The organism is Agromyces ramosus (assembly GCF_004216665.1).
Taxonomy (GTDB): Bacteria; Actinomycetota; Actinomycetes; order Actinomycetales; family Microbacteriaceae; genus Agromyces; species Agromyces ramosus.
In genome coordinates, this window is record NZ_SGWY01000001.1 from 1,337,574 (window position 1) to 1,359,277 (window position 21,704).

General features: G+C 73.2%; 19 protein-coding genes and 1 pseudogene. 8 read left to right on the top strand and 12 right to left on the bottom strand.

What is annotated here, in order from left to right; all coding sequences use genetic code 11:
* Positions 1-89 precede the first annotated feature (89 nt).
* On the top strand, positions 90-668 hold the full coding sequence (locus EV187_RS06270) for a TetR/AcrR family transcriptional regulator (RefSeq protein WP_130352082.1): 579 nt from the start codon (positions 90-92) through the stop codon (positions 666-668).
* 159 nt (positions 669-827) lie between these two features.
* On the top strand, positions 828-2,084 hold the full coding sequence (locus tag EV187_RS06275) for an ROK family transcriptional regulator (protein WP_130352084.1): 1,257 nt from the start codon (positions 828-830) through the stop codon (positions 2,082-2,084).
* A gap of 43 nt (positions 2,085-2,127) precedes the next feature.
* On the opposite strand, the gene EV187_RS06280 is transcribed toward EV187_RS06275, so the two are convergent.
* Entirely contained in the window at positions 2,128-2,925 is a 798-nt protein-coding gene (locus EV187_RS06280) for a polyprenol monophosphomannose synthase (protein WP_130352086.1), read from the bottom strand.
* A gap of 245 nt (positions 2,926-3,170) precedes the next feature.
* Here EV187_RS06280 and EV187_RS06285 point away from each other — a divergent pair, with 245 nt between their 5' ends.
* Positions 3,171-3,806 (top strand): 4'-phosphopantetheinyl transferase family protein, encoded by a 636-nt coding sequence (locus EV187_RS06285; protein ID WP_130352088.1) that lies wholly within the window; start codon positions 3,171-3,173, stop codon positions 3,804-3,806.
* On the opposite strand, the gene EV187_RS06290 is transcribed toward EV187_RS06285, so the two are convergent.
* The 7 genes and pseudogenes from EV187_RS06290 to EV187_RS06320 form a co-directional block, all read right to left on the bottom strand.
* Complete coding sequence (locus EV187_RS06290) at positions 3,775-5,136, bottom strand: M1 family metallopeptidase (RefSeq protein ID WP_130352090.1); 1,362 nt, start codon at positions 5,134-5,136, stop codon at positions 3,775-3,777. The two genes, EV187_RS06285 and EV187_RS06290, sit on opposite strands and share 32 nt — an antisense overlap.
* A complete protein-coding gene (locus EV187_RS06295) occupies positions 5,136-9,080 on the bottom strand; it encodes a Pls/PosA family non-ribosomal peptide synthetase (protein ID WP_130352091.1) in 3,945 nt (1,314 codons plus the stop codon). The genes EV187_RS06290 and EV187_RS06295 overlap by 1 nt, the downstream gene beginning before the upstream one ends.
* A gap of 72 nt (positions 9,081-9,152) precedes the next feature.
* Positions 9,153-9,866: a Rho termination factor N-terminal domain-containing protein gene (locus EV187_RS18515; RefSeq protein WP_207221774.1), complete on the bottom strand. Its 714-nt coding sequence runs from the start codon at positions 9,864-9,866 to the stop codon at positions 9,153-9,155.
* Positions 9,867-10,060: 194 nt separating this feature from the next.
* Positions 10,061-10,411 (bottom strand): annotated as a pseudogene (locus EV187_RS06305) (isocitrate lyase/PEP mutase family protein); the annotation flags it as partial.
* An 89-nt stretch (positions 10,412-10,500) separates the two neighbouring features.
* Positions 10,501-11,328 carry an oxidoreductase gene (locus EV187_RS06310; protein ID WP_130352093.1) on the bottom strand — a complete coding sequence of 276 codons (828 nt, stop codon included), beginning with the start codon at positions 11,326-11,328 and terminating at the stop codon, positions 10,501-10,503.
* 2 nt (positions 11,329-11,330) lie between these two features.
* Positions 11,331-12,869: an MmgE/PrpD family protein gene (locus EV187_RS06315; protein ID WP_130352094.1), complete on the bottom strand. Its 1,539-nt coding sequence runs from the start codon at positions 12,867-12,869 to the stop codon at positions 11,331-11,333.
* Positions 12,870-12,972: 103 nt separating this feature from the next.
* Positions 12,973-14,109 (bottom strand): enoyl-CoA hydratase/isomerase family protein, encoded by a 1,137-nt coding sequence (locus EV187_RS06320; RefSeq protein ID WP_165391119.1) that lies wholly within the window; start codon positions 14,107-14,109, stop codon positions 12,973-12,975.
* 58 nt (positions 14,110-14,167) lie between these two features.
* On the opposite strand from EV187_RS06320, the gene EV187_RS06325 reads away from it, so the two are divergent.
* Together EV187_RS06325 and EV187_RS06330 are read left to right on the top strand one after the other, a co-directional pair.
* A complete protein-coding gene (locus tag EV187_RS06325; RefSeq protein WP_130352096.1) occupies positions 14,168-14,545 on the top strand; it encodes a VOC family protein in 378 nt (125 codons plus the stop codon).
* Positions 14,546-14,596: 51 nt separating this feature from the next.
* Complete coding sequence (locus tag EV187_RS06330; protein WP_130352098.1) at positions 14,597-15,235, top strand: LysE family translocator; 639 nt, start codon at positions 14,597-14,599, stop codon at positions 15,233-15,235.
* 71 nt (positions 15,236-15,306) lie between these two features.
* Here EV187_RS06330 and EV187_RS06335 read toward each other — a convergent pair whose 3' ends face one another.
* The gene (locus EV187_RS06335; protein WP_130352099.1) at positions 15,307-15,843 is read right to left on the bottom strand and encodes a YbhB/YbcL family Raf kinase inhibitor-like protein; all 537 of its coding nucleotides are present in this window, start codon (positions 15,841-15,843) and stop codon (positions 15,307-15,309) included.
* 131 nt (positions 15,844-15,974) lie between these two features.
* On the opposite strand from EV187_RS06335, the gene trhO reads away from it, so the two are divergent.
* Positions 15,975-16,877, top strand: a complete 903-nt coding sequence (gene trhO / locus EV187_RS06340; protein ID WP_130352101.1) for an oxygen-dependent tRNA uridine(34) hydroxylase TrhO — start codon at positions 15,975-15,977, stop codon at positions 16,875-16,877.
* Between the two features lie 17 nt (positions 16,878-16,894).
* Here the strand turns inward: trhO and EV187_RS06345 are convergent, their stop codons facing one another.
* From EV187_RS06345 to EV187_RS06355, 3 genes are all read right to left on the bottom strand, one after another.
* The gene (locus tag EV187_RS06345; protein WP_130352103.1) at positions 16,895-18,010 is read right to left on the bottom strand and encodes a serine hydrolase domain-containing protein; all 1,116 of its coding nucleotides are present in this window, start codon (positions 18,008-18,010) and stop codon (positions 16,895-16,897) included.
* 133 nt (positions 18,011-18,143) lie between these two features.
* Complete coding sequence (locus EV187_RS06350; RefSeq protein ID WP_130352105.1) at positions 18,144-18,695, bottom strand: hypothetical protein; 552 nt, start codon at positions 18,693-18,695, stop codon at positions 18,144-18,146.
* The gene (locus tag EV187_RS06355) at positions 18,692-19,585 is read right to left on the bottom strand and encodes an LssY C-terminal domain-containing protein (RefSeq protein WP_130352106.1); all 894 of its coding nucleotides are present in this window, start codon (positions 19,583-19,585) and stop codon (positions 18,692-18,694) included. The genes EV187_RS06350 and EV187_RS06355 overlap by 4 nt, the downstream gene beginning before the upstream one ends.
* Before the next feature lie 55 nt (positions 19,586-19,640).
* On the opposite strand from EV187_RS06355, the gene EV187_RS06360 reads away from it, so the two are divergent.
* Both EV187_RS06360 and EV187_RS06365 read left to right on the top strand, forming a co-directional pair.
* Positions 19,641-20,852 (top strand): cysteine desulfurase-like protein, encoded by a 1,212-nt coding sequence (locus EV187_RS06360; protein WP_130352108.1) that lies wholly within the window; start codon positions 19,641-19,643, stop codon positions 20,850-20,852.
* Positions 20,853-20,910: 58 nt separating this feature from the next.
* The gene (locus EV187_RS06365; RefSeq protein ID WP_130352110.1) at positions 20,911-21,684 is read left to right on the top strand and encodes an isocitrate lyase/PEP mutase family protein; all 774 of its coding nucleotides are present in this window, start codon (positions 20,911-20,913) and stop codon (positions 21,682-21,684) included.
* The last annotated feature ends 20 nt before the right edge of the window (positions 21,685-21,704 follow it).

Consider the following 21,704-nt stretch of genomic DNA (forward strand, 5'->3'; position numbering starts at 1 on the left):
TCGCTCCCTCCACTCTGCGCTCGTCCGGCCCGGGATTCAAGGCCGATCGACGACGGGCGGGAGCAACCACCGTTCCGTACCATGCAGATATGGCACGCAGGGGTGCGTACGCGAAGGGCGTCGCGAAGCGCGAGGAGATCCTCACCGCGGCGCTCGACGTGATCGCGCGCAACGGGTACCGCCGCACGTCGGTGCGCGAGCTCGCCGACGCCGTCGGGCTCAGCCAAGCCGGCCTCCTGCACTACTTCGCATCGAAGGAGGAGCTCTTCCAGGAGATCCTCCGCAAGCGCGACGACGTCGACATGGCGGCGTTCGACGACGAGCGCGAGCATCGCATCGACGGGTTCTTCGCGCTGATCCGGCACAACTCCGAGGTGCCGGGGCTCGTGCAGCTCTACGCCCAGGTCTCGACCGAGGCGTGCGACCCCGAGCACCCGGCGCATGCCTTCTTCGTCGAGCGCTACGAGCAGTTCCGCGAAATATTCGGCAAGCTCCTGCGCGAGGAGCAGGCGGCGGGCAACATCGACCCCGACCTCGACGCCGACCGCATCGCCAACCTGTTCCTGGCCGCCGCCGATGGCCTCCAGACCCAGTGGATGCTCGATCCCTCGATCGACATGGCCGACCACGTCGCCTACCTCTGGCACCTCGTCACGCGAAGGGACTGAGCGGATGCCGCGGGCACCGCCCGCGTCCACGACGTGCCGTCAGTGGTCGCCGACCACGCCCTCGCGGGGGCGAAGCCACGCGTCGCCCGGTGAACGCGCGGATCGCGTGCCCCGAACGGGGTACGTGACCCGCGGCGACACGCCCAGCATGCTTGCGACATGACGAACGTCGGCGAGACATCCGTTCCCACCACGACCGGCCCGCTGGCCGCCCATCGCGAACACTCCATCCTCGTGCTCGAACACCTCGTGACCCACGGGCCGGCGACCCGCAGCGAGCTCGCCACCGCGACCGGACTCGGTCGCGGCGCGATCGCCGGCCTCACCGCACGCCTCATCGACGCCGGCGTGCTCAGGCCGGCCGAGCACGATCCCTCCGGCGACGGCCGGGCGACCCCGCTCTCGCTCTCGGCCGCCGACCACGTGCTCGTCACCACGCTGCTGCGTCCCGACGAAGCGGTGGCGACGGTCGCCCGCCTCTCCGGCGAGGAACTCGCGCGCTTCACGGTCCCGCTCGACGACCCAGTCGCCGACGACGAGGCTCCGCCCGCCGCGAGTCGCGCCCTCGACGCCCTCGCCGTCGCACTCGACCGGGCGCTGGCGCGCGCCGAGCGCTCGGAGCATCCGATCGCCGATGTCACGGTGCTCGTGGCCGGCGCGGTCGCCGGCGCTCCGCCCGTCGTGATCACCGATCCGCTCCTGGGCGCCGAGCCCGTCGACGTGCTCGGCGAGCTGCGCGTCCGTACGCCCGGGCTCGCGGCGATCGAGGCGCGACTGCTGCTGCCAGTCACCCTCGAGCCCGCCGCCGCGGCCGCGGCCGCGGCCGAGCGGGCGGAACTCCCCGGCGTGCACGACCTGCTCTACCTCGACGGCGACACCGGCATCGGCGCCGCCGCGATCTCGGGCGGCCGACCGCTCGTCGGCGCCCACGGCCTCGCCGTGACCTTCGCCCACCTGCCGGTGGTGCAGGGCGGCGTGCGCTGCGAGTGCGGGCAGCGCGGATGCCTCGCCACCGTCGCCGCGCCCGAGATCGTGCTCGAGCGCGCGGGCCTCGACACGTTCGCGGCCGGGAACGGGCACGACGCCGCCCTCGAGGAGCTCGTCGCCCGCGTCGGGGCATCCGACGACCGCGCCCGCTGGTCTTGGCTCGACGCCGCGCTCTGGATCGGACGCGCCCTGCAGCTCGTGGTGCCCGCGGTCGACCCGGCGATGGTGGTCGTCGGCGGCTACTGGTCCCAGCTGCTCGGCGACATCGACACGGCCTACCGCTCGAACCGGCCGACGATCGGCGGCGGCGCGCTCCAGCCCGTCCCCACCATCACGGCGGGGCGGCTGGGCCCGGAAGCCGCCCTGGTCGGCGCACGACGCCAGGCGCGCGAGCGTCTCATCGCCGAGCCGCTCCTGCTCGCCGGCTGAGGCGCGGCGCCGCGACCGATCCTCGGGAACCGGTCGCTCCCCCTCAGGCGCGCGAGCGCCCGGATGCCGACGACCCGCTGCCGCCGTCCGCGGGCTGCACCGCGGCTCGGCGCCCGAACCGGGACCGCAGCCCCCACGCCGTCACCCGCGCGGCCGCCTCGATCACGATCGCCGGGCGCATCTTGGACTCGCCCCGCACGCGTTCGACGAACGTGACCGGCACCTCCACGACGTTGAGCCCCGCCTCACGCGCGTGCCACAGCATGTCGACCTGGAACCCGTAGCCGCGCGTGTGCACGGCCTCGAGGGGGATGCGGCGGATGGCGTCGGCACGGAACGCGCGATACCCCGCCGTCGCGTCGCGGGTGTCGAGGCGCAGCATCCACCGCGCGTAGGCGCTCCCCCAGCGCGACAGCAGCTCGCGATGCCTCGGCCAGTTCTCGATCGAGCCGCCGTCGATCCAGCGCGACCCGATCACGAGGTCGACGCGGCCACCCGGGGCATCCGCCCGCTCGAGCCGCTCGAGGAGGCTCGGCAGCTGCTCGGGCAGGTGCGATCCGTCGGCGTCGAGCTGCACGATCGGGTCGTATCCGCGCTCGAGCGCCCACGCGAACGACTCGAGGTAGGCGCCGCCGAGTCCGTTCCTGGCGGTGCGGTGCAGCACGTGCACGGCCGCGTCGGCCGCAGCCAGCTCGTCGGCGAGGTCGCCGGTGCCGTCCGGCGACGAGTCGTCGACCACGAGCACGGATGCCTCGGGCACGGCGGCACGCACCCGAGCCACGGTGTCAGCGAGGTTCTCGCGCTCGTTGTAGGTCGGGATCACCACGAGTGTGCCGGCCATTCGCTCCCTCACCTCGGGCGGATCTGTCCGCGCTATCGTAACGGCCCGCGGCGCACTGCGACGCCCACCGTGGGCGGAGCACACCGTCACCGTCCCGTTGAACGGCGGCTCCTGCGATGCTGGACTGGGATCACCGGCGGGATCGCCGCCACCTCCGGCACCGAGCAGTGAGGACGCCCCATGCCGAACACCAGCGTCGACAACCCCGACCGCCCTCGTGCCGTAGCGTGACCGGCGGTTCGGGCGTGATCGGTGGAGGGGTGCGCCTCGCCTGGGCGGATCCTGCCGAGTTCGACCTCGCTCGAGCGTGGCGCCTGCTCGCGCCGGCGGAGGTGGCTCGCGCCACCGAGATCGCCGACGCCGCCCGCCGGAACCGTTTCCTCCTCGGGCGGATGCTCCTGCGCGATCTCGCCGCGGATGCGGGCGGGCTCCCGCCCGAGCGGGTGACGGTGACGGCCGCCTGCGAACGGTGCGGCGGCGAGCATGGGCGCCCGGCGCTGCGGTGGCCGGATGCGGCGGGGCCGCCGCCGAACGTGACGGTGGCCTCCTGCCCGCGACTCGTCGTCGCGGCGCTCGCGCCCCCGGGCATCCGGGTGGGCGTCGACGTGGAGCCGCGGCGGGCGCCGCCCGGCCACGAACCGGCGCGCCGCACGGAGCTCGCCGCCGTGCTCGGTGGCCCGTCGCGGTCCGCGGTGCGCCGATGGGTGCGTGCCGAGGCGGTGCTGAAGGCCGACGGCCGCGGCCTGCGCGTGGATCCGGCCTCCGTCGTCGTGCGGCGGCGGCTCGCACGCATCGGCGGCGAGCCCGCGCCCTACCGGATCGTCGACCGGCGGATCGCGGACTGCCTCGTCAGTGTCGCGGCCGGCCCGGCGCCGCGCTGACCGCGACCGGCGGCGGGAGGGGCGGCAGCTCGGGGCGGTAGAGCCACGCCTCGAAGAACGTGCCGACGTGGTGCCCGGTTCGCGTCGCGACGAGGTCGATGAAGTCGGCCGTGGTGGCCGTGGCATGGCGATGCGTCGTGGTCCACGCCCGGAGCGCGCCGAAGAAGTCGTCATCGCCCAGGAGGAGGCGGAGGCCGTGCAGTGTCAGGGCGCCGCGCTTGTACAGGCGGTCGTCGAACATGCTCGACGGGCCGGGATCGCCGATGAGGAGGTCCTCGGGCAGGCGGGCGAGGCGGGCGTGGTGCTCCCGGGCGAGCTGGTCCGCCGAGGCGGCGCCCGAGGCATCCGACCACAGCCACTCGGCGTAGCAGCAGAATCCCTCGTTGAGCCAGATGTCCTGCCAGCGGGCGAGGCCCACGCTGTTGCCGAACCACTGGTGGGCGAGCTCGTGGGCGATGAGCCGCTCCTCGCCACCGTGGCCGTCGATGTGGTTGGCGCCGAACACGGCGAGGCCCTGCGCCTCGAGCGGGATCTCGAGCTCGTCGGGCGTCACGACCACCGCGTAGCGCTCGAACGGATACGGGCCGAACGCGGACGCGAAGACCTCGAGCATGCGGGGCAGCGGGCCGAAGTCGGCGTTCACGCGACGCTCCAGCGACTTGGGGAAGTACACGGCACCCTCGGCCCCGTCGAAGGGCAGCGTGCGCTTCGCGTACCGACCGACCTGCAGCATCACGAGGTAGCTCGCGGTGGGCTCGCGCTGGTCGTACACCCACACGCCCTGTCCGCTGATGACCCGGTGGTCCTCGAGTTCGCCGTTGGCGACGACGGTGTAGGCGGCATCCGTCTCGAAGCGGATGCGATAGCTCGCCTTGTCGAACGGGTGGTCGTTGCACGGGAACCAGGTCGGCGCCCCCGAGGGCTGCGACGCCACCAGCACGCCGTCATCGAGCTCCTCCCAGCCGATCGCGCCCCAGGATCGGGTGCGTCGGGGCTTCGGGGCGCCGCCGTACTCGACGACGACGAGGAACTCGGCACCGGGCTCGACGGGTCGCTCGGGCGTGATGCGCAGCTTGCCCTGCACCTGGCGGAACTCCGCCCGCCGTCCTTCGACCCGCACGACCGAGGCGGAGAGGCCGACCAGGTCGAGGCTGAACCGGGCGAGCCGCTGGTTCGCCCGCAGCAGCAGCTCGGCGCTGCCGTCGAGTCGGTTGCGGGCGATGCGGTAGCGCAGGGAGAGGACGATCGACACCGTGCGATACCCGCCGTTGCCGCTCTGCGGCAGGTAGGCATCGCCCGCCGTGTCGACGCCGATCTCGGAGGCCTCCATCAGCGCACCTGGGCGTGGTAGTCGGCGACGTTCACGGCACGCCAGGGGCCGATGGGGTTGCCGCTCCAGCGACTGCCGACCGGGACCTCCTCGCCGCGCATCACGAGCGAGGCCGGACCGACCGTCGCGTGCGCGCCGATCCGCGCGGCGGGCAGGATCACGCTGTGGGGCCCGAGCGTCGCGCCCGGCTCGATCGTGACCTCGTCCATGCTCATGATTCGATCATGGAACAGGTGCGTCTGCACCACGCAGCCGCGATTCACCGTGGATCCGTCGCCGAGGGTGACGAGATCGGCCTCGGGGAGCCAGTAGCTGTCGCACCAGACGCCGCGGCCGATGTGCGCGCCGAGCGTGCGCAACCAGACGGCGAGTGCCGGGGTTCCGGCGGCCGCGCGGGCGAACCACGGTGCCGCGACCATCTCGACGAACGTGTCCGACACCTCGGTGCGCCACACGAAGCTGGACCAGAGCGGATGCTCCCCCGCCCTGATCCGGCCGACGAACGCCCACTTCGCGAGCGTCGAGGCGAGCGCGGCCACCGCACCGGCGGCGAGCATCACGACCCCGCTGAGCAGGAGCGCGACGAACACCCCGAACACCGCGGTGAGCGCCGCGAGCGTGAACAGCACGCCGAGGCCGATGCCGCAGGTGACGAACACCGGCACGATCCTGCAGAGCTCCCACAGCGTGCGGGCGACCCGCAGGCGGAACGGGGGCCGGTAGGTGCGGCGCTCGTCGGTCTCCAGCGCCGAGCGGCGCAGGCGCACCGGGGGCGACCCGAGCCACGACGTGCCGGGCTTCGACTTCACCGGCGCCACCGACAGCACCGCCACGAGCGCGTCGCGGGCGAGCCGATGGCCGGCGGCCGCGATGCCCGAGTTGCCGAGGAACGCGCGCTTGCCGATTCGGGCCCGGTCCAGGCGCATCCAGCCGCCCTGCAGCTCGTACGACGCGACCATGGTGTCGTCAGCCAGGAACGCGTGGTCGTCGATGGTGGTCATCGACGGGATGAGGAGCACCGTGGACGCCTCGACCCCGCGGCCCACCTCGGCGCCGAGCAGGCGCAGCCACACCGGCGTGAACAGGCTCGAGTAGAGCGGGAACAGGATGGTGCGCGAGGCGTCCATCAGCCGCTCGATGGTCCACGCCTGCCAGCCGACCCGGCTGCGCACCGGATGCCGGCCCTCGTGCAGCCCGATCCCGAGGAGACGCACGGCGACCATGACGAGGCCGGCGAAGGCGACGCCGGCCACGAGGGTCGCGGGAACCAACCAGGCCAGGGCGCGGAGCGCGGCGTCGCCCAGCGAGTCCGCGCCGGCCATCCCCACGGCGGTCACCGCCCCACCGGCGGCGAAGGCGGCGATCGGCAGGAGCGAGAGGAAGAGCGACGACGCGCCGTACGCGACGAGCCAACGCGTCCGCCGAGGAGGCGCGTCGGTGAGCGGGGCCGCAGGGCCGATCCGCTCGGCGGGCGACCCCGCCCAGCGCTGTCCGGCCGGCACGCGGCCGAAGACGGCGGAGCCCGGCGCGATCTCGGCGCCCTTCCCGATCCGGGCGCCGGGAAGGAGCGTGCTGCGCGCACCGACCGTCGAGCCGGCTCCGATGCGCATCCGGCCGATGCGCACGACGTCGCCGTCGATCCAGGTGCCGGCGAGGTCGACCTCGGGCTCGATCGCGGCCCGATCGCCGATCGTCAGCATGCCGGTGACGGGCGGCAGCGTGTGCAGGTCCACGTCCTCGCCGATCCTCGCACCGAGCGCGCGAGCGTAGTTCGACACCCACGGTGCGCCCGAGAGGCCCACCGCGTCGACCTGGTGGGCGATCTGGTCGGCGAGCCACATGCGCAGGTGCACGGCACCGCCCCGCGGGTAGTCGCCCGGCTCGAGCCCGGCGAGCAGGATCCTCGCCCCCGCGATCGCGATGGCCATGCGGCCGAACGGCGTGGCGAAGATCGCGAGTCCGAGGAGGAGCACCCACGACGGCACCGTCGGCAGGAACCCGAAGTCGTCGCTCAGGGCGTCGAGGATCGTCGTGGCGGTCAGCAGGTAGAGCAGCCATCGCGCGCCGCTCAGGATGAACAGCGGCACGCCCGCGAGCGTCTGCACCCACTGCGTGCCGCGCGGCGTCGGGACCGGTTGGCGGAACGACGACGCCGCCGAGCCCGGCTCCGGCGCGCGCGCGTCGAGCTCGTCCGCCATCGCGCCGAGGCGGGGATGGTCGTAGATGTCGGCGACCGTGAAGTCCGGGTCGCGTGCGCGGATCCGGCTCACGAGCTGGGCGGCCGCGAGGGATCCCCCGCCCAGGTCGAAGAAGCTCGCGTCCGGTTCCGACACCGGCACGCCGAGGACCGCCTGCCACTGCTCGGCGAGCCAGGCAGCGGATGCCCCGAGGCCGGCGGCATCCGGCTCCACCCCGGCCAGCGGCCAGGGCAGGGCCGCCCGGTCGACCTTGCCCGACGTGCGGGTGGGGAGGTCGTCGACGATCGCGAGCAGCGGCACGAGCGCCGCCGGGAGCTCCTCGGTGAGGCGGGTGCGGGCGGCGTCGCGGTCGAACCCGTGGGCGACCGCGAGGTAGCCGACGAGCACCTGGTTGCCCGCCTCTGTTCGTCGCACCGCGGCCGCGGCTCCCGAGACGCCGGGCAGCGCCTGGAGCGCCGACTCGATCTCGCCGAGCTCGATGCGTCGGCCGCCGACCTTCACCTGGTCGTCGGCACGTCCCTGGAAGAGCAGCCCCTCGCGATCGAACACCACGAGATCGCCCGAGCGGTACGCCCGCTCCCAGCCGAGCGTCGGCATCGGCGAGTACTTCACCGCGTCCTTCTCCGGGTCGAGGTATCGGGCGAGGCCCACGCCGCCGATGATGAGCTCGCCGACCGCGCCCTCGGCCACGGGCCGCTCGTCGGCGTCGACCACGGCGAGCGCCCAGCCGTCGAGCGGGAGGCCGATGCGCACCGGGCCCGTGCCGTCGAGGAGCGCGGCGCAGGCGACGACCGTGGCCTCCGTCGGGCCGTACGTGTTCCACACCTCCCGTTCGGGCGACACGAGCCGGCCGGCGAGCTCCGGCGGAACCGCCTCGCCGCCGAAGATCAGCAGTCGCACGTTCTCGATCGCCTCGGCCGGCCACAGGGCGGCGAGCGTGGGCACGGTCGAGACGACGGAGATCCCGTGGGTGACCATCCACGGACCCAGGTCCATGCCGCTGCGCACCAGGCTCCTCGGTGCGGGCACCAGGCACGCCCCGTGCCGCCACGCCAGCCACATCTCCTCGCACGACGCGTCGAAGGCCACCGACAGGCCCGCCAGCACGCGATCCCCCGGCCCGAGCGGCGCACCCTGCAGGAAGAGCCCCGCCTCGGCGTCGACGAAGGCGGCGGCAGATCGGTGCGTCACCGCGACGCCCTTCGGGGTGCCGGTCGAGCCCGAGGTGAAGATGATCCACGCGTCGTCGTCGAGTCCGGGCGGGCTGGCCACTGGGGTCGCGTACGTGCTGGCGTGCGGCGGCGTCCCGCCGAACAGCGCCGCCGGCGAGGCATCCGGTTGGACCTGGTCGCCCATCGGCTCGAACGAACCGCTGCCCGTGATCACGCCCCGCACGCCCGCCTCGCCGAACACGAGGCGGGCGCGCTCCTCCGGGTCGTCGGCGTCGACGGGAACGTACGCGGCGCCGGCGGCCATGGCCGCCAGGATCGCGATGTAGAGGTCGCGGGAACCCGAGGGCATGCGGATGCCGACGCGATCGCCGCGGCGGACACCGGCGGCGTGCAGGCGGGCCGCGGTTCGCACCACCCGAGCCAGGAGCTCGCGGTAGCTCAGCGCCCCCGCCCCGTCCTCCAGCGCCGACGCGTCGGGGTGCGCCAGCGTGGTCGCGCGCAGCACGTCGATGAGCGTCCGCGGCGGCGGCGCGAGCGCCGAGCGGTCGAGGATGCCGGGGGCGTCAGCGGTCACGTGACCTCCTGCTCGAAACGGATGCCGGGTGCCACCCGCGCGGGACACGGCCGACGACCCACGCCTCGAGCTTCAGCCGCTGAGGAAGACGACCAGTTGCGCCTTCGTGAACCGCGAGGAGCCGCGGATGCCGCGCGCGCGAGCGAGTTCACGCAGCTCCGCGACGGTTCTCCCCTCGAGGGCGGTCGCCGAGGTCGGGACGGCGGAGCCCCTCGTCGCCCGCGCCGTCGCGGCCGGCGCCTTCGCGGCCCGCGATCTCGTCGTCCGCGTCTTCGCGGCAGGGGTCTTCACTGACGGTGCCTTCGCCGCCGCCTTCGCGGCCGGCGCCTTCGCGGCCGGCGTGGCCGCCCTTGGTGCTTTCGCAGCCGACTTCGCCCCCTGGGTCTTCACCGCAGGCCGCTTCGCCGCCGGTGCCTTCGCCGCCGGTGCCTTCGCCGCTGCCGGCTTCGCGGGGGGCGCGTTCGCGGCGCGTGCCTGCACGGCCGGTGCGCTCAGTGCGGCCGACTTCACCGCGGGGGCATCCGCCGCTTCCGGCACGGGCGTGCTCGCGCTCGATGGCTTCAACACCACGGGAGGCGCCGGGACCGCGGACTTCGACGCCTTCGACGCCTTCTTCTTCGCAGCTCGCTCGTCGTCGACCAGCTTCGCCAGCTTCGCCTCGACCTTCGCCGCCTTCCTGCGCGCCGCCTTGTCGGCCTTGGCAGCGAGCCGCCTGGCCTTCGCCACTGCGTCCTTCGCGGCATCGAGCGCCTTCGCGGCGGCCTTCTCCTGCTTGCTCCGTGCCATCGTCCACCCCTGACCGAGCCGTCCGCCGAGAGACCGACGGTAGGCGTCATCGTACCGCGAGCCCTTCTCCACCGTGGCGGCACGGGCGCGGTCGCGGTATCTTCAGCGAAGACGACCGGATCTCGTCCGCCGGCACCGGTCGCGAAGGGGATTCCGATGGGCAGGCTCGTGCGTGCATCGCTCGCGGCGGCCGTGACGTGGAGGCCGGCCAGGCCGGCGTCCTCCATCTCCTGCACGGTGCGGGCCACGTTCATCGGCTCGCCGAAGCCCGTGTCGGCATCGATGATCGCCGGCAGCTCGGTCATGCGGGCGATCTGCCTGCCCCGCCCGGCGACCTCGGTGAGCGTGGTGAGCCCGATGTCGGGCAGGCCGAGGTCGGCCGAGAGCACGGCACCCGAGATGTAGACGCCGTCGAAGCCCTTCTGCTCGATCAGCCGCGCCGAGAGCGGGTTGAACGCGCCCGGGAAGCGGAGGATCTCGCCACTCGCGAGCCGTTGGCGGAAGAGCCGTCGCTTCTCGGCGGGCGGGGTCTGGGCGTAGAGCATGGTGGGCCTCCTTCGACCCAGCCTAATCGCGGAGGCGTGCGACCCCGCCGCCCTGCCCGGCCGCGAGGCGGCCGGGGGCCGAACCCCACTCAGCGCGGCCCGTAGGCGCGCAGGATCAGCCAGTCGAACGCCCGGTCCGTGAGGATCCGCCGCACGACGAGGATCGCCTTCGCGCCGAACGGCACCGCATAGCGGATGCGGGGCCGACGCGCGGTCGCGGCCGTGGCGATCGCGAGCGCGACGACCCGCGGCGAGGCACCGACTCCGGGCCGGTCGGCGAGTTCGTACACCTTCGCGAGCCGTTCCGCCTGGCGCCCGTACGCGGTGCCACCCGACCGGGCGATGGCGCTCTCGCTCGCGATCCCGCCCCACTCGGTGCGGATGGTGCCGGGCTCGATGACGACGACATGGATGCCGTGCGGCTTCAGCTCGAGCCGCAGCGAGTCACTCAGTCCCTCGACCGCGAACTTCGTGGCGTGGTACCACGCGCCGAGCGGCTCGTAGAACTTCCCGCCGATCGACGAGACGTTGACGATCCTGCCGCTGCGCTGCGCGCGCATGTGCGGCAGGACCAGCTGGGTGAGCCGGGCCAACCCGAAGACGTTCACCTCGAACTGACGTCGGGCCTCCTCGATCGGCACGTCCTCCAGGGCGCCGTACGACCCGTAGCCGGCGTTGTTCACGAGCACGTCGATGCGGCCCTGCTCGTGCAGGATCCGCTCGACGCCCGACGTGATCGACGCGTCATCCGTCACGTCCATCTCGAACACGTGCACCCCGTGCTCGGCAAGGCCGGACATGCGATCGAGACGGCGCGCCACGCCGTAGACGGTGAAGCCGCGGCGCGCGAGCTCGACGGCGGTCGCCTCGCCGATGCCGGACGAGGCACCGGTGACGAGAGCGACCCCCGCGTTCATGGTCAGAACAGGCCGGTCGGGATCTCGACGGTGACGAGCGCGCCGGGCGCCGCCGTGAAGGTGAGCGCGCCGAGCTCGTCGGGGCCGAGCTCTGGCAGGCGCTGCGCCACGTCGAGGAACCGCTCGATCTCGGCCTCCTCGAGCACCCACTCGGCGAGCGTGCGGAACTTCTGCACGTACTGCTCGCGCGCGAACGGCCGTGCGCCGAGGGGATGCGCGTCGGCGACGGCGATCTCGTCGACGATCTCGCCGCCGTCGGAGAGCTTGATGACGACCTTGCCGCCGAAGGCCTTCTCGTCGATGTCGTTCGAGTGGTAGCGGCGCGTCCACTCCTCGTCCTCGACGGTGGTCACCTTCTTCCAGAGCTCGATCGTGTCGGGGCGGTGGGCCCGCTCGGGCGAGTACGAGTCGGCGTGGTGCCACGCGCCGTCCTGCAGCGCCACCGTGAAGACGTACGGGATGGAGTGGTCGAGCGTCTCACGCGAGGCGTCGGGGTCGTACTTCTGCGGGTCGTTCGCGCCCGAGCCGATGACGTAGTGGGTGTGGTGCGACGTGTGCAGGGTGATCGACTCGATGCGCTCGGGGTCGTCGAGGATGATCGGGTACTCGTCGTGCAGCTTGCGGGCGAGGTCGATCCACGCCTGTGCCTGGTACTCGGCCGAGTGCTCCTTCGTGTACGAGTCGAGGATGGCGCGCTTGGCCTCGCCCTCGTCGGGGATCGTCACCTCGTACGAGGCATCCGGGCCGTCGAGGAGCCACGCGATGACGCCGTCCTCACCCTCGTAGATCGGCACCGGACTGGTCTCGCCGCGCATGGCCCGGTCGACCGCCTCGACGGCCATCTTGCCGGCGAAGGCGGGGGCGTGCGCCTTCCACGTGGAGATCTCGCCCTTGCGCGACTGGCGGGTGGCCGTGGTGGTGTGCAGCGCCTGCCCGATGGCCTGGAAGATCGTCTCCTGGTCGAGCCCGAGGAGCGTGCCGATGCCGGCGGCCGCCGACGGGCCGAGGTGCGCGACGTGGTCGATCTTGTGCTTGTGGAGGGAGATCGCCTTGACGAGGTCGATCTGGATCTCGTAGCCGGTCGCGATGCCGCGCACGATGTCGCGGCCGGTGAGTCCGCGCGCGGCGGCGAGGTGCTGGGCGACGGCGACGATCGGCGGGATGTTGTCGCCCGGGTGCGAGTACTCCGCCGCGAGGAACGTGTCGTGGAAGTCGAGCTCGCGCACGGCCACGCCGTTGGCCCATGCGGCCCATTCGGGCGACGTGCGCCGCGCGGCATCCGCGCCGAACACGGTTGCACCGTCGCCGCCGATCGAGACGGGGTGGGCGAGCGCCTGGCTGCGTGCCGAGACGACGGGCTTGCGAGCGAGCGAGGCCGCCGCGACGGCCGCATTGTCGATCACGCGGTTCACGACCATGTCGACCACGTCGTCGTCGAGCTCGACGGGGTCGGTCGCGACCCCGGCCAGCTGCCAGGCGAGCTGGCCTTCACGGGCCAGGTTCTCGTCACTCCGGTGGGTGCGCAGGTGGTGGGTCTTCACGCCCCAACGCTATCGAATCGAACCGGCGGATGCCGCGAACGCGGCGTATCGCGGCGGGGGGCTTGCCGTGTGCGCACTCGTGTGCCGTGCCGTACGGTTCGGCTCAGGTGGTGGCGGTATCGGGCCAGACGGGGTCGTGCAGCTGCGCGCCCATCACGTGCGCGGCGAGGCCCGGGTCGACGTCGTCGAGCGTGGCGGGGCTCCACTTGGGCGCGCGGTCCTTGTCGATGACCTGCGCGCGGATGCCCTCGCGCAGGTCGTGCTGTTCGATGAACCAGGACACGAGGCGGAACTCCTGCTCGAGCGCCTCCTCGAGGCTGCCCAGCGTGCGCGCGCGCCGCACCGACTCGAGGGTGACGGTGAGCGCGGTCGGCGAGAGCGTCTCGAGCTCGTCGGCGGCGGCGGCCGCGTAGGCGGATGCGGCTGGGTCGAGCGGCTGGGTCGGGAACGAGCTCGACGCGTCCGCCGAACCGGGCGCTGTGCGACGGCCCTCGGCGAAGGCCCGGAGGCGCGTGATGATCTCGGCGACGGTCGGGGCGGAGTAGCACGCGTCGACCCAGTCGCGGGCGAGGGCGAGGGCCGACGGACCGGGCGTCTCGTCGAAGAGCATCACGATCTCGGCGGGGCTGCCGGGGTCGGCCCGCTCGGCGAGCGCCTGCACCAGGTGCGGGAGCCGCTCCGACGGCACGAACGAGTCGGCGAAGCCGGCATGCAGGGCGTCGGCCGCATCCATCGTGCGCGAGTTCAGGGCGAGGTGCACGCCGAGCTCGCCCGGCGCCCTCGCGAGGAGCCAGGAGCCGCCGACGTCGGGCGTGAAGCCGATGCGCGTCTCGGGCATGGCCACGCGGGAGCGCTCGGTGACGACCCGGATTGCGGCGTGGCCGGCGAGGCCGATGCCGCCGCCCATCGTGATGCCGTCCATGATGGCGACGACGGGCTTCGGGTACCGCGCGATCATCGCGTCGAGCCGGTACTCCGAGCGGAAGAACTCGCGGGCGTCGTCGGCGTTGCCGTCGGTCGCGTACTCGTAGAGCTCGCGGATGTCGCCGCCGGCCGAGAAGCCGCGTTCGCCGGCGCCGTCGAGCACCACGAGCCCCACCTCGGAATCATCGCGCCAGGCCTCGAACACGGCGGTGAGCGCGCGGATCATCTCGAAGCTCAGGGCGTTCAGCGCCTGAGGCCGGTCGAGCGTCACGTGGCCGACTCCGTCGGCGACGCTCGCGGAGATCTGGTCGCTCACGAGACACACCGTAGCGTCATCCCGGCTCCGCGGCGTACCCTCCCTTCGAGGAGGGATCATGATCGAATCCGCGTTCCCGATCCTCGAGGTGTCCGACATGGATGCGGCGCTCTCGTTCTACCGCGACGCGTTCGGCGGCGTACTGACGTACCGCTTCCCGCCCGAGGGCGAGCCGGTCTACGTGTCGCTCGCCGTCGGCGCCTCGTCGCTCGGCATCGGACTCGCCGAGTCGCCGCCGCCTCCGGGCAACGTGCTCCTCTGGTTCTACGTCGACGACGTGGAGCGGGCGACGACCGAGCTCGCCGCGGCCGGGGCATCCGTCGTCGAGGAGCCCGTCGACCAGCCGTGGGGCGAGCGCACGTCGCTCGTGACCGACCCGTTCGGCACCCGCATCCGCCTGGGCGCCGCGATCTCCCCGCCGCCCGACGAGGAGTAGCCGAGGAGCACCACCCCGGCGCGCGCGGGGGGCGCGGGGTAGCATGCACGGGTGGTCCCCGTCGAGAACCTGTGGGCATTCATCGTCGCCTCGATCGTGCTCATCGTGATCCCCGGTCCGAGCGTGCTGTTCGTGATCGGGCGGTCGCTCGCGCTCGGGCGCCTCGGCGGCCTGCTCAGCGTGGTCGGCAACGCCCTCGGCATGGTGCCGCTCGTCGCCGCGGTCGCCCTCGGCGTCGGCGCCCTCGTCGCGCAGTCCGTGGTGATCTTCACGATCATCAAGTTCGCGGGCGCCCTCTACCTCGTGTACCTCGGCGTGCAGGCCATCCGCCATCGAGCGGATGCCGCGGCCGCCGTGAACGGCGAGGTGGCCACCCGCTCGCACTGGCGCCAGCTGGGCGAGGGCTTCGTCGTCGGCGTCACCAACCCGAAGACCATCGCGTTCTTCGTCGCGGTGCTCCCGCAGTTCGTCGACTTCACCGCCGGCTCGATCCCGCTGCAGCTGTTCGAGCTCGGCGTCGTGTTCATCGTGCTCGCGCTGCTCTGCGACTCGATCTGGGCGCTGGCCGCGAGCGCGGCCCGCAACTGGTTCGCCCGTTCGCCGCGGCGCGCGGCGCACCTCGCCGCGACGGGCGGCGTGATGATGATCGGCCTCGGCGGAGTGCTCGCGCTCACGGGCAACAAGCACTGACGCCGTGGCCGGCGGGCCTCGGCGTCGCGTCGGGGCGCGGCCGGGCCGCACCCGGTGCGGGGAACGGCGCGTCAGTCGCGCGTCGCGGTGCCGGTGAGGATGCCGCGGGCGAGCCCGTGGAAGAAGCAGCGGGCCCCGAGGATGGCCGGCGAGGCATCCGTGTCGATCTCGAGGCCGGGCACGTCGAGTGCGTGCACGACGAAGAGGTAGCGGTGCACGCCCGTGCCCCGCGGCGGCGCCGCGCCGATGAAGCCGCGACTGCCCTCCTCGTTGCGCAGCACGAGCGCCCCGTCGGGCAGCGACGGGCCGCCGGGGCCGCCCACGCCGGCTTCGAGGCTCGTCACCGAGACCGGGATGTTGGCCACCGACCAGTGCCACCAGCCCGAGCCGCTCGGCGCGTCGGGGTCGAGGCACGTGACGGCGAAGCTGCGCGTCGCGGCCGGGAAACCCGACCACGAGAGCTGCGGCGAGCGGTCCACGCCGCCGGCCGCGGAACTCCACTGCGGCCGGGCGAGCGCGCCGCCCTCCTGCAGGTCGGTACTCGTCACCGTGAAGGTGTCGACGGGCCGCAACCGCTGCAGCGCCTGGTAGGGGTCGACGTCGAGCATCGCGATCCTCCTCGGGGGATGGTCGTCCGCGTTCGCGGCCAGCCTACGTCGGGACCCGACGCAGCGGACCCCCCTGCGCCGCGGGTCGGCCGACTCGGCGAGCTCGCGGCATCCGATCGTATGATCTCGGGGTGGCCGTCGCCAAGATCCTCCTCTACTACGCCTTCACGCCGCTCCCCGACCCCGACGCGGTGCGGCTGTGGCAGCGCGACCTCGCGGCGTCGCTCGGCCTGCGCGGGCGCATCCTCATCTCGAAGGACGGCCTGAACGGCACCCTCGGCGGCGAGCTCGGCGCGATGAAGCGCTACGTGCGCACGACCCGGGAGTACCCCGCGTTCCGGCACGTCGACTTCAAGTGGAGCGAGGGCACCGGCCTCGACGACACGGGCGCGAGCCTCGACTTCCCGAAGCTCAGCGTCAAGGTGCGCGACGAGATCGTCTCGTTCGGCGCCCCCGGCGAGCTGCGCGTCGACGGCGACGGGGTGGTGGGCGGCGGCACCCCGCTCACGCCCGACGCCCTGCACGAGCTGGTCGCCGACCGCGGCGACGACGTCGTCTTCTTCGACGGCCGGAACGCGCTCGAGGCGGCGATCGGCCGCTTCCGCGGTGCCGTCGTGCCGGATGTCGAGACGACGCGCGACTTCGTGGAGCTGCTCGACTCCGGTGCGTACGACGAGCTCAAGGGGCGACCGGTCGTGACGTACTGCACCGGCGGCATCCGCTGCGAGGTGCTCTCGAGCCTCATGGCGAACCGGGGCTTCGGCGAGGTGTACCAGCTCGACGGCGGCATCGTGCGCTACGGCGAGCGCTTCGGCGACGACGGCCTGTGGGAAGGCTCGCTCTACGTCTTCGACGGGCGCGGCTCGGTCGACTTCAGCGACGAGGCCGCGGTGATCGGCCGGTGCGCGGGTTGCGGCGCGCCGACGAACCGCACCGCCAACTGCCCGGATGCCTCGTGCCGCGCGCAGTTCGTGACGTGCGCGTCGTGCGCGTCGATCGCATGCCGCGAACACGCCGACGCGGTCGCGGGCTGAGCCGGTCACGGTCGCACTCAGCCGGTGCGGTCGGCCTCGACGAGGTACCGCAGCGCGAAGCTGTCCACGTCGCGATGTGCATTCACGAGCACCATGGCGGCGATCCCCGCCTCACGATCGATCATCAGCGCGCTGCTGAATCCGCCCGTGGTGCCGCCGTGACCGGTGATGGTGCGCGGAGCGTCCTCGGTCACCCACCAGAAGTAGCCGATCTGCTCGGCCCGGTTGTACCCGACCGCGACCGGCTCGAGAGCCGCGCTGTGGCTGAGCGGTCCGTCGATCACGGCCTGCGCCAGTGCGATGAGATCGTCGAGCGTCGCATGCACCAGCACCGCGGGGCTGAAGCCCCCGCCCCACCATGGGGCGACCGGATGCCCCGGGCGGCTGTATCCGCCGGCATGCTCGTCGGGAACCTGCTCCGCAGTCTCGACGAGCACGGCGTCGTCCATCCCCAGCGGCTCGAGGACGCGTTCCTCGAGCAGCGTGCGGTAGTCGGTGCCCGCCGCTGCCGCCAGTGCGTGGCCGAGCAGGGCCGCGGCGAAGTTGCTGTACACCGGATCGTCGCCGGGTACGACCTGCTCGCGGCGCGCGAGCTCGATCAGCTCCTCGCGCGATGACGTGTACGGATTCCCGCCCGCGGCGAACGCGGCCTTCGACGCCGCCATCCACGCGGCATCCGTCGGCTCGAAGGGCAGGCCGCTCCGGTGCGTGGCGAGCGAGCGCAGGGTGACGGATGCCGCGGGCACGTCGCCGAGCGGCAGGTGGGCGCCGAGCGGGTCATCGAGCTCGACCTCTCCCCGTTCGATCGCGATCGCGAGCAGTTCGCCGATCAGCACCTTGGAGATCGAGCCGATCTCGTAGACGGTCTCCTCGTCGGCGCGCTCGTAGACGGTCGTCGCCTCCCCGTCCTCGATCACTGCGACCGCCGCCCGCTCCTCCTCGTTGTGGAAGGTCGTCCGAACGTCGCGTTCGAGGGCGGTCTCCGCGTCGGGTGTGGCCGAGGCGCTCCCCGCGACCGCCTCCACCGGATCGGCGGATGGCGAGACGCAACCCGTGAGGATGACCGCGGTGAGGACCGCGAGGAGGACGGTGATCCTCCGGGCGCCTCGGGACGACCGCGCCGGCGCGGGCATGGCCGCATGCTACGCCTGCGCCGCGGAGGCCGTCAGGTCCCGTCCGGGGGACAGCCCTCCCCCGGCCCCGGCCCGGCCGCGCCCGTGAGATGACGCGAATCGTCCTTCTGGCCCTGGCGAAGGACGATTCGCGTCATCTCGCGGCGACGGGCTGGCGAGGTCGTCGCGGCAGCCGCTCGCGGCGCGCGTAGGCCCGGGCCGAGCGGCTCGACAGCGCGAGCATCACGAGGATGTCCAGCGAGAGCGTGAGGAGCGTGGTCTGCAGCGTGACCTCCTGGTCGCCGACCCACCAGGTCACGAACGCCGCACTGATGCTGAACGTCGAGATCACCATCACCACGATCCGCGGCCAGTTCAGGCCGAGGTAGGTGAGCGCGGCCAGCACGAGGTCGAAGAGCAGCACGGCCCCGACCAGGGCGACCACGAAGACGTAGACCGCCTGCGACATGTCGTCGAACGCGTCACCCGTGAGCGGCGTGCCCGCCTCGTCGAACGCCGAGGTGAAGACGTCGTCCCACTGCAGCGAGAGGGCCACCAGCCAGGCGACCCCGGCCAGCACCCGCAGGAGCACCAGGGCGGAGCCGGCCGTCGTCGACGGCGGTCGGCGCATGGTCGGCGGCCCGGCCACGGGCGCAGCCAGCGACGCCGGCGACTCGAACGCGGGGCGCTTCTCGACGGCCGTCATCCCGGCTCCCGCTGCGATGCGGCGTCGGGCAACGAGACCCCCCGCACGTCGACCACCGGCAGGTCGCCGTCGGTGACGATCGTGTCGCCGCCGCCGTTGCGCGAGTGGTAGCCGGTCGCGAAGTCCTGCAGCACGACCACCCCGACCGCGGGATCCGACGCGCGCAGCGTCTCCACGATGTGGTCGCGCTCGATGTCGGTCTCGGCGTCGATCTTGTGCGTGACCTGCAGCGTGAAGAGCGAGAAGCCCACCGCCCGGTCGAACGTGCCCGCGGCGAGCCAGTCCACGCGCGAGCCGCCCGGGAGGAGCCACCCGTCGGGGCACCGCCAGAAGCGCACGTGGTGCCGCTTGGCGGGGTTGCCCGCGACCTCCTGCTGGTACGCGGCATCCTGCTGCCGCCCGAAGAGGAAGAGCGGGCTCACGGGCGCCTCGTCGTAGCTGCGACGCGTGACGGTCGACGTGATGATGCGCCAGCTCGAGGCCGCCGTGATCTCGTCGGCGCGCGTCCACCCGGCCGCGACCATCGCCGCGTGCAGCCGCTGCTCGTCGCCGAGCACGGCGAGGTTCACCGGGTCGCCGAGCAGCCCGTCGCTCGTGCGCGCACGACCGATGAAGTAGTCGGGCACGTAGATCGTGGTGAGGATGCGGTGCAGGCGCGGCAGCACGAGGTACGCGAGCAGCGCCCAGAAGAGGACGAATCCGAGGATGCCCCACCAGCCGAACGTGAACGACTCGGTGAACAGCAGCCATGCCAGCCAGATCGCGGCCAGCCCTGCGAAGACGAAGAAGAACCCGTCGAGCAGTGCGCTGAAGGAGAACCGGCGCCGTGGCGCCTGGGAGGGAAGTGCGGGCGCCTCCGTCCCGGATGCCTCGACCCCCACGCCGCCCATGACTGCATGCTAGCCCCGCTCCTGGCACGGCGGTCGGCGTGATTAGGCTTCCCGCATGGGCTACGACGTCGCGCGCATCCGTTCGCTGTTCCCCTCGCTCGAGAGCGGGTGGGTGCACTTCGACGGGCCGGGCGGCACGCAGACCCCGCGCGCGGTGGGCGACGCCGTGGCATCCGTGCTCACCGGGCCGCTGTCGAACCGCGGCACGATCGGCGAGTCGGAGGAGCGCGCCGAGGCGGCCGTGCACGGGTTCCGCCTCGCCATGGCGGACCTGCTGAACGCGCATCCGCGCGGCATCGTGCACGGGCGCAGCGCCACGCAGCTCGTGTACGACTTCTCCCGGCACCTGTCGCGCGACTGGGGCGCCGCCGACGAGGTCGTCGTCACGCGGCTCGACCACGACGCGAACGTGCGCCCCTGGGTGCAGGCGGCCGAGCGCGCGGGCGCGACCGTGCGCTGGGCCGACTTCGACCCCGAGACCGGCGAGCTCCCGACGGAGGCCGTGACCGCACTCCTCTCCGAGCGCACGCGCATCGTCGCCGTCACCGGCGCGTCGAACCTCATCGGCACGCGACCCGACGTGCCGACCATCGCGGCCGTCGCGCACGACGCGGGCGCCAAGGTCTTCGTCGACGGCGTGCACCTGACCGCCCACGACCTCCCCGACGTCGAGGAGCTCGGCTCCGACTTCTTCGTGTGCTCCCCGTACAAGTTCCTCGGCCCGCACTGCGGCGTGCTCGCCGCCCGGCCGGGCCTGCTCGAGACGATCACGCCCGACAAGCTGCTGCCCGCGACGAACGCGGTGCCCGAGCGGTTCGAGTTCGGCACGCTGCCGTACGAGCTGCTCGCCGGCGTCACCGCCGCGGTCGACGTGCTCTCGGGCCTCGACCCCGACGCGGCCGAGGCGGCCGAGTCCCGGCGCGAGCGGCTCGCCGCATCGTACGCGGCGCTCCACGAGCACGAGGAGGCGCTGCGAGCGCAGCTCGAACAGGGACTCGCCGCCCTGCCCGGCGCCACGATCCGATCGCGCGCCGTGCACCGCACCCCGACGCTGCTCGCCACCTTCGAGGGCCACGCGGCATCCGCGCTGACCCGGTCGCTGGCCGAGCGCCGAGTGCTCGCGCCCTCGGGCAACTTCTACGCCCTCGAGGCGTCGCGGCACCTCGGCCTCGGCGAGGTCGGCGGCCTGCGCATGGGGCTCGCACCCTACACGGATGCCTCGGACGTCGAGCGCCTGCTCGACGGGCTGGCCGCGGCGCTGGGCTGAGCCCGTCGCGATCCCAACGAGCCCGGGACGGCGTCGGCGGCGCGCCTAGGCTTGCCGGATGACCATCGCCGACACCGCCGCCGAACTCCGCCGCCTGCACACCGCTCCCGAGCTGCTCCAGGTGGTGAACGTGTGGGACGTCGCGAGTGCGAAGGCGGTGGCCGCGCTGCCCGGCACCCGCGCGATCGCCACCGCGAGCCACTCGATCGCGGCGACGTTCGGCTACCCCGACGGCGAGCACATCCCTGCCGAGCTCATGCTCGACATGGCGGGGCGCATCGCCCGCGCCGTCGACGTGCCGGTGAGCGCCGACCTCGAGGCGGGCTACGGCGATCCCGGTGAGACGATCCGTCGCGCCATCGGCCTGGGCGTCGTCGGCGCCAACCTCGAAGACCAGCTGAAGCCGCTCGCCGACTCCGTCGCCGCCGTCGAGGCTGCCGTCGCCGCCGCCGACGCCGAGGGCGTGCCGTTCGCGCTCAACGCCCGCACCGACGCGTTCCTGCGCGGCGGCGATCGCCCGCGCGACGTCCGGATCGCCGACGCGATCGACCGCGGGCGCGCGTACATCGAGGCCGGGGCGACGTGCGTGTTCGTGCCGGGCGACTTCGGCGAGGACGTCGTGGCCGAGCTCGTCGACGGCATCGGCGAGCTCAGGATCAGCCTCATCGGGCTGCCCCGCCTGCCCCCGCCGGCGCGGCTCCAGGAGCTCGGCGTCGCCCGGCTCTCCTACGGCCCGACGACCCAGCGGGTCGCGCTCGGCGCGCTCCAGGACCTCGCACGAGGACTCTACGCGGGCGGCGTGCTGCCCGGCGGCATCCGCCCGCTCGCTTGAGGCCGCCGGGGCGTCGACGG

What these genes read in the sequence shown, in the direction of transcription:
- EV187_RS06270 (WP_130352082.1), top strand. Translation starts at nt 90, where the DNA reads ATGGCACGCAGGGGTGCGTACGCGAAGGGCGTCGCGAAGCGCGAGGAG.
- EV187_RS06275 (WP_130352084.1), top strand. Translation starts at nt 828, where the DNA reads ATGACGAACGTCGGCGAGACATCCGTTCCCACCACGACCGGCCCGCTG.
- EV187_RS06280 (WP_130352086.1), bottom strand. Translation starts at nt 2,925, where the DNA reads ATGGCCGGCACACTCGTGGTGATCCCGACCTACAACGAGCGCGAGAAC.
- EV187_RS06290 (WP_130352090.1), bottom strand. Translation starts at nt 5,136, where the DNA reads ATGGAGGCCTCCGAGATCGGCGTCGACACGGCGGGCGATGCCTACCTG.
- EV187_RS18515 (WP_207221774.1), bottom strand. Translation starts at nt 9,866, where the DNA reads ATGGCACGGAGCAAGCAGGAGAAGGCCGCCGCGAAGGCGCTCGATGCC.
- EV187_RS06310 (WP_130352093.1), bottom strand. Translation starts at nt 11,328, where the DNA reads ATGAACGCGGGGGTCGCTCTCGTCACCGGTGCCTCGTCCGGCATCGGC.
- EV187_RS06325 (WP_130352096.1), top strand. Translation starts at nt 14,168, where the DNA reads ATGATCGAATCCGCGTTCCCGATCCTCGAGGTGTCCGACATGGATGCG.
- EV187_RS06335 (WP_130352099.1), bottom strand. Translation starts at nt 15,843, where the DNA reads ATGCTCGACGTCGACCCCTACCAGGCGCTGCAGCGGTTGCGGCCCGTC.
- EV187_RS06345 (WP_130352103.1), bottom strand. Translation starts at nt 18,010, where the DNA reads ATGCCCGCGCCGGCGCGGTCGTCCCGAGGCGCCCGGAGGATCACCGTC.
- EV187_RS06350 (WP_130352105.1), bottom strand. Translation starts at nt 18,695, where the DNA reads ATGACGGCCGTCGAGAAGCGCCCCGCGTTCGAGTCGCCGGCGTCGCTG.
- EV187_RS06355 (WP_130352106.1), bottom strand. Translation starts at nt 19,585, where the DNA reads ATGGGCGGCGTGGGGGTCGAGGCATCCGGGACGGAGGCGCCCGCACTT.
- EV187_RS06360 (WP_130352108.1), top strand. Translation starts at nt 19,641, where the DNA reads ATGGGCTACGACGTCGCGCGCATCCGTTCGCTGTTCCCCTCGCTCGAG.
- EV187_RS06365 (WP_130352110.1), top strand. Translation starts at nt 20,911, where the DNA reads ATGACCATCGCCGACACCGCCGCCGAACTCCGCCGCCTGCACACCGCT.